The organism is Aestuariibius sp. HNIBRBA575, assembly GCF_040932005.1.
Lineage (GTDB): Bacteria > Pseudomonadota > Alphaproteobacteria > Rhodobacterales > Rhodobacteraceae > CANLNM01.
In genome coordinates, this window is record NZ_CP162414.1 from 1,531,792 (window position 1) to 1,547,564 (window position 15,773).

Here is a 15,773-nt window from a genome sequence, read left to right on the forward strand (position 1 = left end):
ATGTACGATGTTGATAACGTCCGGGCCGATTTTCCAATCCTATCCCGCGAAGTAAACGGTAAGCCGTTGGTTTACCTGGACAATGGCGCATCTGCACAGAAACCAAGTGCGGTCATCGATGCCATCACCCAAGCCTATGCAATGGAATATTCCAATGTGCATCGTGGCCTGCATTATCTGTCCAATTTGGCGACTGAAAAATATGAATCCGTGCGCGGCACCATTGCGCGGTTCCTAGGGGCGCGGGACGAAAACGAAATCATCCTGAATTCGGGCACCACCGAAGGCATCAATATGGTCGCCTATTCCTGGGCGATGCCACGCCTGCAGGCCGGGGATGAAATCATCCTGTCGGTGATGGAACATCACGCCAATATCGTGCCTTGGCATTTTTTGCGCGAACGCCAGGGTGTGGTGCTGAAATGGGTGGATGTGGATGCCAATGGTGATCTGGATCCGCAGGCTGTTTTGGATGCGATCACACCGAAAACGAAACTGATTGCGATCACGCAAATGTCGAATGTCTTGGGGACCTTGGTGGACGTAAAGTCGATCTGCGCAGGCGCCCATGAACACGGCGTTCCCGTGCTGGTGGATGGATCTCAGGGATCGGTACATGCCCCCGTGGATGTGACGGATATTGACTGTGATTTCTACGTAATTACCGGGCATAAATTATATGGCCCATCCGGGTCTGGCGCTATTTATGTGAAACAGGCGCGCATGGCCGAAATGCGTCCCTTTATGGGGGGGGGCGATATGATCCGTGACGTGACCCGTGATGCGGTGACATGGAACGACCCCCCGATGAAGTTTGAAGCGGGCACACCGGGCATCGTGCAAACCATCGGGTTTGGCGTTGCGCTGGAGTACCTGATGGCGTTGGGGATGGACAATGTTGCGGCCCATGAGGCGCGGTTGCGCGACTACGCAACTCAGCGTTTGTCAGGTCTAAACTGGCTGAATATTCAGGGCAATAGCGCCACCAAAGGGGCGATTTTCAGCTTCACTTTGGATGGGGCGGCGCATGCCCATGACATTTCTACGGTCTTGGATAAAAAAGGCGTTGCCGTTCGGGCAGGGCATCATTGTGCGCAGCCTTTGATGCAGCATTTGGGGGTGACCGCCACATGCCGCGCCAGCTTTGGGCTTTATAATACTGAGGCCGAGGTTGACGTGTTGGTCGATGCGCTAAATCTGTGCCACGATTTGTTCGCCTAGACCTGTCTGTTTATCAAAATTCGGGGCCGCATTGAAAAGCCATTGCAGCCCCGGATCGCCCCGGCTATAGATCGCCACAGTGGACCCATAGCTCAGCTGGATAGAGCGCTGCCCTCCGAAGGCAGAGGCCAGAGGTTCGAATCCTCTTGGGTCCGCCATTCTTATCAACCACTTAAACGATGTGCGACCTGTTGATTCAGGCATGAAATCGTCGCGCCCCTTTGCTTTTGGTTTTCAAACCAAAGGCTAAGAAGTTTTCGCGCGCGTCAAACCAGCGCATTCCAATGAATGACAGGCCTTTTCGTGTGAATGTGGCGACAAATGCGACCCGTACAAAATGAGGGGGGCCAGTGTTGCCTTGCCTGTTTGCGTTCTTGCTAGTCTGAGCAACATCTGAAATGTTAACGAAAATTTAATGAGTAAGGTTACGTAAATGTATTCTTCTGTACGAGACCACCTAAACGCATTTGTTTCCCTGGATCTGTCTACAATTCCCGGCGACGATGTCGCGTCGCTGGCCGCGCTGAGCGGCGTCGCGATTGATCCGAACAATTTCTTTGACAACGGGATCGACGTCCACGCCTTTGTGACAGACATTGAAATCGTAGCCTATCAAATCGATGCGTTCTTTGAGGCAACCACCGACATTGAGGCGTTAGAAAGCTATCTGCAGGCCAATGATCCATCCTACTACGATAGTTTCATGTCGCAAACCGCGTCGATCCAAACCCAGATCGACACTGTCTTTGACGATGCTACGCCGGGGTACCGGGATTATTGGTCCGCTGAATTTGCCATCCTCTGGGAGGCAACATCCGGCGTTTCCACCGCCTTTTACAGCGCGATTACAACGACGGCTGGTGGTTTGGACGCGATTTTTAGAGGCGCTACGGACGAAATCGACAATCTAACAAATGTGTTCTTTGACGAGGTGGCCAGCAATCTGGGCGTGTCATTGGTTCAGGTGGCAGCCGTTTCGCAATTCTGCTTTGTGGTCAGCGACAAAATGACGTCCATCGGCAGCCGCTTGGCCGATGCTTTTGCCAACCCAGATGCGACAACGTTTGCATCCACCAGCGTGGGAATGTTGCAAGATATAAACGCGATTTTAGCGTCCTACGACAGTGTTGAAACCATCATGACAGGCGTGCCTGTTACGGGGCGCGTTCAGGCGGTCTTTGATCTGGTGTCCGAACTGACAACCGTGGTGACGATTATCACCGAACAATTGGCGCTGGCTGACACCGTTGATGATCCAAACCTGACCGACCTATCGCGACGTTTCCTTGACGATGCGATCACCATGAACGCGCTTGAAATCACCGATGTGGTCGCCAACCTGATTACCATCACGCAGGACTTGTTTAACATCGGTGGGTCCTCTGCCGGAATGCTGGCCTATTTCACCGAAGGCGCGCGCACGTTGGTCGATATCGTATCCCTCGGACAGTCGACGCCGTGGCAGATCGAAGCCGCGCAATTTGCCCAATATGACAACCTTGCATCAATTGCGGCAAGCTATCAGACCCTATTGTCCAACGCGTTGGATCACGCTGACACACTGGATGGCGGCACGTGGGGCACTGGGCTCACATCAGTCATTCCTGTCGCTCCGATTGCGGCGCTTAGCGTGTTGTCAGATCGGTATGACCACCTTGGCGACGCAGCGATCGAAGAGGGCGGAACACTTGCGGTTGGCGGATCGATAAGCGGGGATATTGGGATCCTGGACAATGGCGACTGGTTCGAAGTGTCGCTAACCTCTGGTCAGGATTACCGGTTTTCTGTGCTGGAAGGGACAATCGCGAACGGGGATATCCGGCTTTATGATGCACAAGGGCGTCTGGTGGCGCATGAAAACGCGGCCCTGTCCGATGCCAGCAACCACATCATCGAAGGCACCGCCCTTGAAACGGGCACCTATTATGTGATCTTCGAAAGCACCCTTGGCGGCACCTACACAATCAATTTTGACGCGGTGACGTTGCCGGTTGATCTGCAGGAACTGCGTGATGCGCCGCGCAGCACCGACACCCCATATACGTTGTCGGTTGGTGAATCCTTTCGTGGCAATATGAACAACGAGGATCTGGATCATCAGACCGGCGATTGGATTCGTGTGGAATTGGTGGCGGGGACGGATTACCGGTTCCAGTTGACCGAGGGCACAATCATTAACGGCGACATCCGTCTTTATGACAGTTTGGGTCAGTTGGTTGCCAACGAAAACGCCGCGTTGACGGATTCAAGCGAATGGGTGATCGAAGGCACAGCCCTGACGACCGGCACGTATTTTGTCGCCGTCGAAGGCACTTATAGCGGCAGCTATACCATCGAATTTGACGCGGTGACGTTGCCGGTTGATCTGCAGGAACTGCGTGATGCGCCGCGCAGCACCGACACCCCATATACGTTGTCGGTTGGTGAATCCTTTCGTGGCAATATGAACAACGAGGATCTGGATCATCAGACCGGCGACTGGATTCGTGTGGAATTGGTGGCGGGGACGGATTACCGGTTCCAGTTGACCGAGGGCACAATCATTAACGGCGACATCCGTCTTTATGACAGTTTGGGTCAGTTGGTTGCCAACGAAAACGCCGCGTTGACGGATTCAAGCGAATGGGTGATCGAAGGCACAGCCCTGACGACCGGCACGTATTTTGTCGCCGTCGAAGGCACTTATAGCGGCAGCTATACCATCGAATTTGATGCAGTGACGTTACCGGACGATTTGACAGAACTGCGCGATGCGCCGCGCAGCACCGACACCCCATATACGTTGTCGGTTGGTGAATCCTTTCGTGGCAATATGAACAACGAGGATCTGGATCATCAGACCGGCGACTGGATTCGTGTGGAATTGGTGGCGGGGACGGATTACCGGTTCCAGTTGACCGAGGGCACAATCATTAACGGCGACATCCGTCTTTATGACAGTTTGGGTCAGTTGGTTGCCAACGAAAACGCCGCGTTGACGGATTCAAGCGAATGGGTGATCGAAGGCACAGCCCTGACGACCGGCACGTATTTTGTCGCCGTCGAAGGCACTTATAGCGGCAGCTATACCATCGAATTTGACGCGGTGACGTTGCCGAACGACGTCACCGAACTAACGGACGCGCAAGACGACATCACAACCGGCTATTCAATCGCTGTCGGACAAAGCTTTGGTGGCACCCTGAACTATGCGGATGATTATAACACCGCAGGAGACTGGATCGAAGTGTCCCTCACGGCAGGGGATACCTATCGTTTCACACTCACAGAAGGCACCATCATCAACGGGGATTTGGCGTTGTATGACAGTTCTGGGATGCTGTTTGCGACTGAGGATATCGCCTTAACGGATTCGTCTAATTGGGTGATCGAAGGCACGGTTCTGACGTCAGGCACCTATTATGTGGCGGTCGAAAACAGCGGATATTATGGCAGCTATTCCATCGCAGTTGAAACCTCCATAGCGACCGCCACCATTCATGAATTGGCAGATGCAACTGCTGGCACCGACACCATGTATGCGCTTGATTCTGGGGAAACATTCCGCGGGACAATCAACTTGGGTGATGATGACCTTGACGGGGTGACGGGCGGCGATTGGGTCGAAATTTCTTTGGTTGCGGGCCAAGATTATCGATTAGAAGTCACCGAAGACAGCATCTATAGTGGCGATGTTTCCCTGTATGATAGCAGCGGAACGCTGTTGGCAGTGACTGACCCGGCTTTGTCGGATTCCAGCCATTGGGTCATTCAGGGCACGGCCACCACGACGGGCACCTACTTTATCGGTGTGACTGGGAATGTGTATGGCTCATATGAGCTTGCCTTCGATATCACTGGCAGTGTTGCCAATGGGGGCGGCAACAGTGACACAATGGTTGGCACCAATGGCGACGACGTGGTCAACGGGCTGGGGGGGGCGGATCACCTCACCGGAGGCGCGGGCAATGATACGCTGTCTGGTGGGGCTGCGGGTGATTGGCTTTATGGTGGCGATGGGCTTGATGTGCTCAATGGCGGCAATGGGTTTGATCGGCTTTATGGTGAAACCGGCGATGACCAGCTCAGCGGATTTTTCGGCAATGATAGCCTTTATGGCGGGGCAGGTGCCGATACGCTCTTGGGGCAGTTCGGGTCTGACAGCCTGTCTGGGGGGGCTGGCAATGATGTGCTCAATGGTGGCAACGGCAATGATGCGATGGATGGCGGCGCTGATAATGACACCCTGATTGGTGGTCGCGGCAATGACGTCATGAATGGCGGGGCTGGCAATGATACAATCAACGGTCAGGTGGGGTCCGACGATCTGTTCGGCGGAGCAGGCGCGGATTCCATCAGCGGTGGCGCCGGTCTTGATACAATCGAAGGCGGCAATGGGACCGATGAAATCGACGGAGGTCTTGGCGCGGATTCAATTCTTGGGGGTGGGGGTGCTGATGTCATCCATGGGAATGCTGGTTCTGACACAATCAACGGCGGTGCTGCGGGGGATCAGTTGTTCGGCGAAGGCGGCGACGATGATTTGGCAGGCGGCGACGGTGCGGATACATTGCTGGGGGGCACAGGCAATGATGTTTTGAATGGCGGCAACGGATCTGACGTCCTGTTTGGCGGGGCAGGTGTGGATCGGTTTGTGTTCGCCGGTTCCATTGGCTCCAATATTGTGAGCGACTGGCAGAACGGGGTTGATATAATTGACTTTTCCGGATTTGCGGGCGTTTCTGAAACGTCGCATATCCTCACTTTGGCAACCCAGTCTGGCAACGATGTTTTACTTTCCCTTGGGGCGGGGCAGTTGATACGGGTATTAAACGCGAACGTGTCTCAACTCGACGACAGCGACTTTGTTTTTTAGGGATTGAAGTCACAAAACCGCGAAAACAGCGGCTTTTGATGTCGTGATGATGCAAACTCAATCCGATATCTCTTTAACGCTGTTTTAAGGCAGATCACCTTTGATCGTTTGGTTTGCCCTCGGCGAGCTGTGCGAGGCGCTTGGCACTGGATAAAGCCGCATCTTTGGACAAGGGCCACGCTTGCGTTAATCCCTCGATGATCACCAATAGATCATTGGCGTTGATATCGGTTCCGGCCCTTGCAACGGCCATTTTCGACACCTCAGTCTTGTGTTGCTCTAATAATTTGCGCAAGCAAGGGTCATCAGGTGCCGACGCCACGGCTGCGTGAAACAGGCAACCATGGCTTGCTTCTGTGCGCATCCAATCTGCTACGCGGTCAAGGGTCTCGTTCACACCTTGCTGTGATGATCCGGATGCAGCGCCAAATATTTGGATCAGATACCGTTGATGCCGGTGTTCCAGTGCCATGCGGATCATTGCATCACGGGATGGGGCATATTTGTAAAGGGTGCGCAGGCTGACGCCAGCCGCGTCGCGCAAATCTTCGACGCTAGGGGCGGCAAATCCGTGTGCGGCAAAGGCTCGCTCTAATCCACCTGCAATTTTGGTCATCATATCGTTCATGCTTGACGAAGTAGAGTAATCGCTCTACCCAAGCAAGTAGAGCGATCATTCTACTTGAGGTTCACATGGGGCTTCCCAATTTAATGAGCGGCGTTGTTTTGAACGGCCATGGCGGCCCAGAAATGCTTGAGCTGCGGAGCAATCTGCCTGTTCCAACACCCGGGCCAAATGACGTGATTATCCGCGTGGCGGCCGCCGGGGTGAACAACACCGATATCAACACCCGCACCGCGTGGTATTCCAAAGGTGATGCCGAAGATGCAGATGCCTCTTGGTCTGGCAACCCGCTGGAATTTCCTCGTGTGCAGGGGGCAGATGTGTGCGGAGAGATCGTTGCCGTTGGAACCAAAGTCGATACCAGCCGTGTCGGCGAAAGAGTTCTGATCGAGCCTTGCATCCGGTTTGCCAACAATGTGGCGCAAACACCGCCTTGGTATTTTGGGTCAGAATGCGACGGTGGATTTGCCCAATTTACAAGGGTCGACACCCGACACGCCTATGCGATCAACAGCGATTTGACGGATGTCGAACTGGCCTCGTTTCCTTGTTCGTATTCCACCGCAGAAAACATGTTAACACGTGCCAATCTGCAAGCAGGAGAAACGGTTTTGGTGACTGGTGCGTCCGGCGGTGTAGGGTCGGCCACGATACAATTGGCACATGCACGGGGCGCAAATGTGGTCGCGATGACCAGCCCATCCAAAATGGACACGCTCAAGGCCCTTGGCGCGGACCGAACATTGCCTCGTGATGCTGATCTTGTTGCGCAATTGGGTGCAAATTGCATCGACGTCGTGGTTGACTTGGTCGCGGGGGCGAAATGGCCCAATTTGCTGGATGTTTTGTGTTCTGGGGGCCGATATGCCGTCGCTGGTGCCATCGGTGGGCCAATGGTCGAACTGGATGTGCGCACGCTCTACCTCAAGGATCTGAGCTTCTTTGGCTGTACTGTTTTAGAGCCAGAGGTTTTTGGCAACCTTGTCGGGCGTATTGAACGATCCGAAATCAAACCGTTGGTCGCGCATGAATTTGAGCTGAAAGATATAAACGCCGCGCAAATGGCGTTCGGCAACAAAGGTTACACAGGTAAGATCGTTTTGAAAATTGACTGACAGATGCGCAAGGCGAAACCTGTTGCGGATTTTTGTTTTTTCAGTGACTTATATCATCTTGGCATGGGGGATGTCGGGTGAAACCGCAACCTTAATGAGGTTTTCGAATTTTTAAACATTCGCAGATATGCCTATTTGAGAACTTGTTTTTAGGGTTGAATTCGTCATGAATAACATTCGTTTTGCGCATAAACTGCCAATTTGCTTTACATTATTCGCCGTTCTTCTGGCGGCCGTTTTAACAAGCGTTAGTTTTTTTGAAGCCAGAAGCAGCATGGTCAACGAAGCGGAAAACAACTTCAAAGTGATTGTTGCGCAGCGCAAACAGGCGATTGATAAATGGCTTGCTTCTATTGATTCAGACATTCGGTCGCTCGCCGATAGCAGCATGACACGAAACGCGTTGCAAGAATTCGCATCTGGCTGGGATGCGGTTATGGGGGATCATCGCGAAATTCTGCAAGGTCAATATATTGAGGAAAATCCATATCCCATTGGCGAAAAACATCTTTTGGATCGCGCTGAACAACCTTCTTATTACAACATGGTTCATGGGGATATGCATGGCACGTTCCGAACTGTGCAACAATCAAAGGGTTACTACGATATCTTCCTGTTCGATCTGCAGGGAAACTTGGTCTACTCGGTTTTTAAGGAAACGGACTTTGCCACCAATTTCCGCAATGGCCCGTTTGCCGATAGCGGATTGGGTGAGGCGTTCCGCCAAGCCGTGGCCAACCAACAAGGTGAAGTCAGCTTTATTGACTTTAGCCCTTATGCTCCCAGCATGGGTGCCCCAGCTTCGTTTATCAGTATGCCTGTCGTGGATGATCGCGGCACAACGATTGGGGTTCTGGCCTTTCAGATGCCGGTTGATCGCATGGTCGCCATTGTAAATGACCCACTTGGTCTGGGGCATACAGGCGAAATCATTCTGGTTGCTCAGGACGGGACGGCGCGAAACCCCTCTATGCACGGCGATTATGATATCTTGGATCCTGTTCCTGATCTCATTCAGTTCCAAAATGGCTTTTCCGGCGTACAGCAAACGTTACGAGGTGTCGACGGATTGACATCAGACAATGTGCTCGCTGTTTCTAATGCGATTAGTTTTTATGGCACCACATGGTCGCTGGTTGCCGAGGACGCCATGAGCGAATTGCTGGCGCCGGCCAATGCGATGGGCCGCTGGTTGTTGGTTTTGTCGCTGTTGGCCACTGTCCTATTATGTTTAGCAAGTATTTATATCGGCCTGACAATTGCCCGACCGATTTCGGCAATTGCAGATCAGATCAGCCAAATTGCGCAGGGCGACCTTTCGTCTGAAATCGAAGGAACAAGCCGCGGTGATGAAATTGGCGATATCGCTAAGACATTGCAAACCTTCAAAGATGGTCTGAAAGAAGCCGAAGAGGCGCGCGCCGCCATGGCCCAACACGAGGAACAAAAACGCGTTGTCGATTTGCTTGTCGATGGTCTGGCAAAGATGTCGGAGGGGGATTTGACCCAATATATCGATCAACCGCTGCATCAGGATTACGAAATTCTGCGTGAAAGCTATAATCTGACCTTGGACAACATGAATTTGGTCATGGAAGAAGTAATCGGCACCAGCAGTGAGATTAAGCTCGGCGCAGAAGAAATCAGATCTTCGTCCAATTCGTTGGCCAGACGGACCGAAAAACAAGCCGCAACGTTGGAAGAAGCATCTGCGTCATTGAACCAGATCACTGAAGGTGTTCAGCAAACGGCTGACCAAACCAAATCCGCTGAAACACGCGCGATTGACGCCCAAAAACACGCAAATGAAACGATGGAGATTGTGAGCAAAACTACAGATGCGATGGCGCGTATTCAAAGCTCTTCAAACCAAATCGAACGGATCATTTCAGTGATCGAAGACATTGCCTTTCAGACCAACCTGCTGGCATTAAACGCAGCAGTCGAAGCCGCGCGTGCGGGTGAATCCGGTCGTGGATTCGCGGTTGTTGCAATGGATGTTCGCAATTTGGCGCAACGCTCTTCTGAATCCGCGCGCGAAATCAAAGAAATCATTGATGAAAGCCAGGCCGAAGTCGCGAATGGGGTCACCTTGGTTGGTGAAACAGGCGATGCGCTCACCGGGATTTCCACACATGTTGAGGATATTTCAGGTACAGTGACCCAGATTGCCACTGGGACAGATGAACAATCAGGCAACCTTATAGAAGTGAATGCAGGTGTGGCGCATCTTGATGATGTGACGCAACAAAACGCAGCCGCGGTAGAGGAATTCGCCGCAGGAAGCCAAATGCTCTATGATCATGCCAACAATTTGGATGAGCTTGTTTCCAAGTTCTCTATCAAAGGAGGCGGCCAATCTGCGATCGAAGGCGCAAGTGAGGTCGCGGCCTGATTTAATCTTTGCAGCATGTGGTGTCGAAGGTGGAAAATGGAACGTATTCCTTACTTCGCACCGGTTTTAGAGCCAAAACTCTAAGCTGAAACTAAGGTCTAATGTCATGGAAATGCGGCCACTTATCCGATGTGTTTGGATTGGTGGTCTCCATCTTCCTATATTTCAAAGCCGATTTTGGACGTTACCCTAGGATAGTCCCCAATGCTCTGATTTTCATGCCTTGTTGATCAACACCGCGTGACATCAGAATGTCGTTAAAGCCTTAAATTGGAAAACAATAGGTCACTGCGGCAACAAGTAAGTATAGTTACATGTGAAGTAACATCGAAAACGACCTAGTTGTAGAAGGGGGGGTGATCCGTCATTCCTACCAAAGTTTGACCGAGGTGCGATTATACCAGTGCTATGAGCGGTATCAAATGACCGGATTGTCCCGTGGTGGCTGACAGCATCGGATCAATAATATTACGCCAACGACATTTGCTATTTAGCTTACATGTAACTCAACATAGTCCGATAGCAGTGATTGCTTTGTTCTCGGTGGGCACTAACAAATTGACCAAACTCCTGAAGAACAATACTTTCGCATACAGATATGGGTGAGGGGAACAAATTGAGTCTCGTGTTTGTTTGTGAGGTCGGGTATTGAAGCCGCTGGTTGATCGCATTTTATCTTGCAGCACTTCGCCGAAAAACTGGGGCAGCGCTCTGGATCAGTTCAACGAAACGTTTGACGTTTTTGCCAGCTGCATGTTTTCGGTTCATGAGTTCCGCGAATTTCGCATGAATTTTGAATGGTCTGAATTCCATCGAGAACATCTGCCAAAAGAGGTTTTGGAACGGCTCAAACGTGGTGACGACAAAGGGGATGCGCCCGGATACCACATGTTATTCAACAGTCCGCCACAAAAATTCTATGACGAAATGCAGATGTTTGGGGTGGATCACTATCACGAATTGCCACCTTCGGATATCCGGGCCGTGACCGAAGGGCAGGGGATCCGGATGCGCATCGGGACGGCGCTCAACCAAAAAGGACCGTGGATTGATGGATTGTTTTGCCATCATCAAGAAGAACCGAAATGGCACCGGTTTATGGCGGATCAGAGGGCTGAAATTGTTTTGCCCATCATGGCCAATAGTGTGGAATTGGGGCGAACGCTGCAAGCGTTGAAATCGCGTTATAGCGCATCCTTGTCGATCCTGGATTCACTTGGGTTGGCGGTATTTCTGGTGGATGAAACCGGATGTGTGATCGAAACCAACAAGGAAGCCGAACGCATTCTGGACTTGTCCGATGGGCTGTCTGTGACCAAGGCGCGTCGCTTGAATTTGATTACTTCTGACGAAAACAGTGCTCTGGAATCGATGGTTTTACATGCGAATGGTCTGTTACGCGGAGAGATAAAGCGGAGCTCAAATCTATTGGCAGCAACCCGGCCGTCGGGGGAATATGATTACCTGATTTCAGTTCGCGCTTTGACTGATTCACAGTCAGAATTGGAGGTTGGTTTAAAATGCGCCTTTGTGACAGTGATTGACCCGGCTCGAAAAGGGATTTTATCCGCTGATGGTGTAACGGCGCTAGCGGAGTTGTCCCCTGCCGAAAGCGGAATCGTCGATCTATTGGTACAAGGTTTCCGCCCAAATGAGGTGGCTGAACGGCGCGATGTGAGTTTGAACACGGTTAAATCACAGTTAAAGGCGATTTCTCAAAAATTGCGATGTTCCACCCAAAGCGACATCATTCGGACCGCTGCCGCGACACGCGTTCCATTCATAGATTAGCGTTTTCATCCGTAAAAGAGCTTTCAAACCTTAACGCAGAAAACAAAAACAGCGCCCGAAGGCGCCATCTGTTAACCAATTCGTGCTTCAGAACGAATGCCCCAAAACGGTATTAATTTTTATGTGCTCGTGGGGTTAACTGCCCCAGTTGCGCACAGGGCCGCAATCCATGTGGACAAAGTTGGACCCAGAATAGCGGCCAACACCACCAGCAGAACAAGAGGATGCGGCGCGGGCGATTTGACCAACAGATCGGCCGGATACGCGCAAATCAGCGGCTTGCCCACGCAGGTGCAATGAATTGCGTGCAACACCGGATGACCGAGACCGCAACATTTCATTGGTTTGCGGCGAACGATAACCTGACAACAGCATATAGGGGGCGTTCACATCCAACAGATTGTGAGAAGCCGCCATAATATCAAGGGTTCGCGTGTCGATGTTAATGCGCTGTCCATTCCGCCAGTCCCGCATAAATGCGTTCACTTCGTTGATGGCTTCTTGGATATATTCGCCTTCGATCCAGTAAATCGTATCGATTTTTTCACCGGTTCGGCCAGAAAACATCCGTAGACGACGCACGTCACCGGCGCCGCGCAGAAAACCTGCTGCATTAGAGAATGTGGGGGCGGATACTACAGCTGTAGCTGCAAATGCACCCAGAATACCACGTCGAGTGATGCCCGAAGAGCTTTTGTCGTTCATGATCTCAGCGCCTGTCCCGTCGCTTGCCTCAAAAATCCCGCGTTGCCGCGGCGTTGCCATCTCATCCCCAGATGCAGGGACTATATGCCATAAGTCGAATCAATCGCCAACCCAAGATTAACCGAAACGTGGTTAACAAGAGGGAAATCGGCGGGAATTTGCGCAAATGGCACAGATTATTCAGACTGTGACCAATTGGACAACGCAGCGCCCCTTTTTCGCCTTATTTGACCGGGGCTTTGACACAACATGTAGCCCCCTAATGGCCACTTGGCGAAATTGTGATTAGACTGATGCGCTATAGCTGCCAAAAGCTGTAAATAGCACAGAACATTCTTTTTTGGGGGACGAGTCCATGCAGACGAAATTTCGTCGCACGTTTTTTGGGATAATCATCGCTGCGGTCGCAATGATCGCAACAGTGTTTTCCGCACCACAAGCACAGGCGCAGGTCACTGCGTTTAAGCAAGCTGTCGCCGAAGCTGCGGCCAGAGACGACGATTTGGCGGCGTTTTATCGCGCGCGCGAATTTGAAGGGATCTGGACCGGGAACCGAGATCGGTCGCGACGTAATGCGTTGCTTACAGCGTTGTCGGATGCGGGAAATCATGGTTTGCCCGTTGGTCGTTATGATCCTGAAACGCTGCGCGCTCAGGTTGCTGCCGCCCAAACGCCGGAACAATTGGGCCAGCTTGAGGTCGAACTAAGCCGCGTCTTTCTGCAATATGCGACCGATATTCAAACCGGTGTTCTGATCCCGCGTCAGGTGGTCAACGAAATCCGCCGCGAAGTGCCTTATCGCAATCGTTTGGCGGTTCTGCAGGGATTTGCACAATCCAGCCCCACTGGTTTCTTGCGCTCTTTGCCGCCGTCCAGCCCAGAATATAACCGCCTGCTGCGTGCTAAATTGCAGATGGAACAGCAATTGGGGCAGGGTGGTTTTGGCCCAGAAGTGTCCGGCACTTTGGCGCCCGGCGCGTCTGGTGAACAAGTTATCAACCTGCGCAACCGTTTGATCACAATGGGTTTCATGGAGCGTAACGCAACGCAAACCTATGATGCATCCGTGCAGGCCGGTGTGCAGCGTTTTCAACAGGCCATGGGTCTGAACCATGATGGCGTGGTCGGCGAAGGCACATTGCGTGAACTGAACCGGTCGATGGGCGAACGCCTGCAAGGTGTGATCGTCGCTATGGAACGCGAACGCTGGATCAACCGCCCGCGCGGGGATCGTCATGTTTGGGTAAACCTGACAGATTTTACAGCGCGCATCGTCGATAATGGCGCCGTTACATTCCAAACGCGGTCCGTAATCGGGGCCCGTGACAGCGACCGTCAAAGCCCTGAGTTTTCGGATGTTATGGAATTCATGGTGATTAACCCCAGCTGGTATGTGCCGCGGTCCATCATTGTTAACGAATATCTGCCCCGTTTGCGGGCCAATTCCCACGCCGTCAGCCATCTGGAAATCACCGATAGCCGGGGGCGGGTTGTGAACCGCGGGGCTGTGAACTTTGCCCAATATAACGAACGCACGTTCCCCTATTCCATGCGCCAGCCTCCGAGCCGGGGCAACGCGTTGGGATTGGTAAAGTTCATGTTCCCAAATCAGCACAACATCTATCTGCATGACACGCCGGCGCAAAATCTGTTTAGCCGCGAAGTGCGTGCGTTTAGCCATGGCTGTATCCGTTTGGATGATCCGTTTGATTTCGCCTATGCATTGCTGGCCAAACAAACATCTGATCCACGGGGTTTCTTTCATTCCCGTTTGGATACAGGGCGTGAAACCCGTGTCGATCTGGATCAGCCCGTGCCGGTCCATATCATTTACCGCACGGCGTTCACATCTGTGGATGGCACAATGAACTACCGTCGTGACATCTATAACCGTGACAGCCGCATTTGGTCGGCTTTGTCACGCGAAGGGGTGGCGGTTCGCTCTGTCGGGGGGTAATCCTGTCCCTGGATTAATCCGGGGAACATGATGGCCTATTCGATCAAAGATATTGCAACGTCGCTCAGGGCAGAGGCCTTGGGCGACGTTTCTGTTTTGGTGACCGGGGCCGCAGAGCCCGCGATGGCCGGGCCGCAGGATCTGGCGCTGGCCATGTCGCCTGCCTTTGCGGATGGGCTATCGTTGGGGCGTGCGCAGGCTGCGGTGGTCTGGCCTGATTGTGACTGGCAGGCGTTGGGTTTAAAGGCGGCGATCATTGCGCCACGGGCCCGTTTGGCAATGTCACGTCTGACACATATGTTGGCGCGTGGGGATGCGTTTGGTGACGGGATCCACCCCAATGCTGTCATTGATCCAACCGCAACAATCGGGGCTGATTGCAGCATTGGTCCGTTTACGGTGATTGGCGCCAATGCGCGGATCGGCGCAGGGTCACGGATCGGGGCGCAGGTGTATATTGGCGCGGGCGTGGTGATGGGCGCTGGGGCGGAAATCCATGCCGGGGCGCGGCTGCAACCACATGTGCGTGCCGGGGATCGGTTGGTGGTTCAGCCGGGGGCCGTGATCGGCGCTGATGGGTTTTCCTTTACGACCGAAACCGCATCCAATCCCGAACGGGCCAAAGCGACGGGCGGCGCTGAAAAACTGACCCCACCTGACAGTGAAACCTGGCATAAAATCGCGTCACTTGGCGCGGTTATTCTGGGCGATGACGTTGAAATCGGGGCAAATTCCACAGTGGATGCGGGCACGATCCGACCCACGACAATTGGCCATGGCACCAAGCTCGATAACTTGGTGCATGTGGGGCATAATTGTGAGATCGGCAATCATTGTTTGTTATGCGGTCAAACCGGGATCGCCGGGTCGGTGATTATCGGGGATCGTGTGGTTCTGGCCGGGCAAACCGGGGTCGGGGATCACCATAAAATCGGCAATGATGTGGTTACGGGCGCGGGCACGATGATCATGACCAATGTCGCCGCTGGATCGGTATTGCTGGGCTATCCGGCGCAACGGATGGACCGCGCCATTGGCGCCTACAAAGCCCTGCGACGGTTGGGCCGCAAGTAGAGCGACGTCAAGAAACTGTTTCAAAATGACAGTAG

At 52.8% G+C, this 15,773-nt stretch carries 9 protein-coding genes and 1 tRNA gene; 8 read left to right on the forward strand and 2 right to left on the reverse strand.

The features are described 5' to 3' along the window. The 3 genes from AB1F12_RS07785 (at position 1) to AB1F12_RS07795 (ending at position 6,076) form a co-directional block, all read left to right on the forward strand. Complete coding sequence (locus tag AB1F12_RS07785; RefSeq protein WP_368187930.1) at positions 1–1,221, forward strand: cysteine desulfurase; 1,221 nt, start codon at positions 1–3, stop codon at positions 1,219–1,221. Positions 1,222–1,302: 81 nt separating this feature from the next. Continuing rightward, positions 1,303–1,379, forward strand: a tRNA-Arg gene (locus tag AB1F12_RS07790). Between the two features lie 275 nt (positions 1,380–1,654). Then, positions 1,655–6,076, forward strand: coding sequence for a calcium-binding protein (locus AB1F12_RS07795; protein WP_368187932.1), 4,422 nt, complete (start codon positions 1,655–1,657; stop codon positions 6,074–6,076). 94 nt (positions 6,077–6,170) lie between these two features. Here the strand turns inward: AB1F12_RS07795 and AB1F12_RS07800 are convergent, their stop codons facing one another. Next, positions 6,171–6,695, reverse strand: coding sequence for a TetR/AcrR family transcriptional regulator (locus tag AB1F12_RS07800; RefSeq protein ID WP_368187935.1), 525 nt, complete (start codon positions 6,693–6,695; stop codon positions 6,171–6,173). 74 nt (positions 6,696–6,769) lie between these two features. Here AB1F12_RS07800 and AB1F12_RS07805 point away from each other — a divergent pair, with 74 nt between their 5' ends. The 3 genes from AB1F12_RS07805 to AB1F12_RS07815 all read left to right on the forward strand — a co-directional run bounded on the left by AB1F12_RS07805 (position 6,770) and on the right by AB1F12_RS07815 (position 12,002). Continuing rightward, positions 6,770–7,816: an alcohol dehydrogenase family protein gene (locus tag AB1F12_RS07805; RefSeq protein WP_368187937.1), complete on the forward strand. Its 1,047-nt coding sequence runs from the start codon at positions 6,770–6,772 to the stop codon at positions 7,814–7,816. A 274-nt stretch (positions 7,817–8,090) separates the two neighbouring features. Next, positions 8,091–10,211 carry a methyl-accepting chemotaxis protein gene (locus AB1F12_RS07810; RefSeq protein ID WP_368187939.1) on the forward strand — a complete coding sequence of 707 codons (2,121 nt, stop codon included), beginning with the start codon at positions 8,091–8,093 and terminating at the stop codon, positions 10,209–10,211. Between the two features lie 648 nt (positions 10,212–10,859). After that, positions 10,860–12,002: a LuxR C-terminal-related transcriptional regulator gene (locus AB1F12_RS07815; RefSeq protein ID WP_368187942.1), complete on the forward strand. Its 1,143-nt coding sequence runs from the start codon at positions 10,860–10,862 to the stop codon at positions 12,000–12,002. Between the two features lie 135 nt (positions 12,003–12,137). On the opposite strand, the gene AB1F12_RS07820 is transcribed toward AB1F12_RS07815, so the two are convergent. Beyond that, positions 12,138–12,707 (reverse strand): YcbK family protein, encoded by a 570-nt coding sequence (locus AB1F12_RS07820; protein ID WP_368188307.1) that lies wholly within the window; start codon positions 12,705–12,707, stop codon positions 12,138–12,140. A 409-nt stretch (positions 12,708–13,116) separates the two neighbouring features. On the opposite strand from AB1F12_RS07820, the gene AB1F12_RS07825 reads away from it, so the two are divergent. Next, complete coding sequence (locus AB1F12_RS07825) at positions 13,117–14,664, forward strand: murein L,D-transpeptidase (protein ID WP_368188308.1); 1,548 nt, start codon at positions 13,117–13,119, stop codon at positions 14,662–14,664. A 30-nt stretch (positions 14,665–14,694) separates the two neighbouring features. Further along, a complete protein-coding gene (locus tag AB1F12_RS07830) occupies positions 14,695–15,738 on the forward strand; it encodes a UDP-3-O-(3-hydroxymyristoyl)glucosamine N-acyltransferase (RefSeq protein WP_368188309.1) in 1,044 nt (347 codons plus the stop codon). Positions 15,739–15,773: the final 35 nt, after the last annotated feature.

What these genes read in the sequence shown, in the direction of transcription:
- AB1F12_RS07795 (WP_368187932.1), top strand. Translation starts at nt 1,655, where the DNA reads ATGTATTCTTCTGTACGAGACCACCTAAACGCATTTGTTTCCCTGGAT.
- AB1F12_RS07830 (WP_368188309.1), top strand. Translation starts at nt 14,695, where the DNA reads ATGGCCTATTCGATCAAAGATATTGCAACGTCGCTCAGGGCAGAGGCC.
- AB1F12_RS07820 (WP_368188307.1), bottom strand. Translation starts at nt 12,707, where the DNA reads ATGAACGACAAAAGCTCTTCGGGCATCACTCGACGTGGTATTCTGGGT.
- AB1F12_RS07785 (WP_368187930.1), top strand. Translation starts at nt 1, where the DNA reads ATGTACGATGTTGATAACGTCCGGGCCGATTTTCCAATCCTATCCCGC.
- AB1F12_RS07810 (WP_368187939.1), top strand. Translation starts at nt 8,091, where the DNA reads ATGGTCAACGAAGCGGAAAACAACTTCAAAGTGATTGTTGCGCAGCGC.
- AB1F12_RS07800 (WP_368187935.1), bottom strand. Translation starts at nt 6,695, where the DNA reads ATGATGACCAAAATTGCAGGTGGATTAGAGCGAGCCTTTGCCGCACAC.
- AB1F12_RS07805 (WP_368187937.1), top strand. Translation starts at nt 6,770, where the DNA reads ATGGGGCTTCCCAATTTAATGAGCGGCGTTGTTTTGAACGGCCATGGC.
- AB1F12_RS07825 (WP_368188308.1), top strand. Translation starts at nt 13,117, where the DNA reads ATGATCGCAACAGTGTTTTCCGCACCACAAGCACAGGCGCAGGTCACT.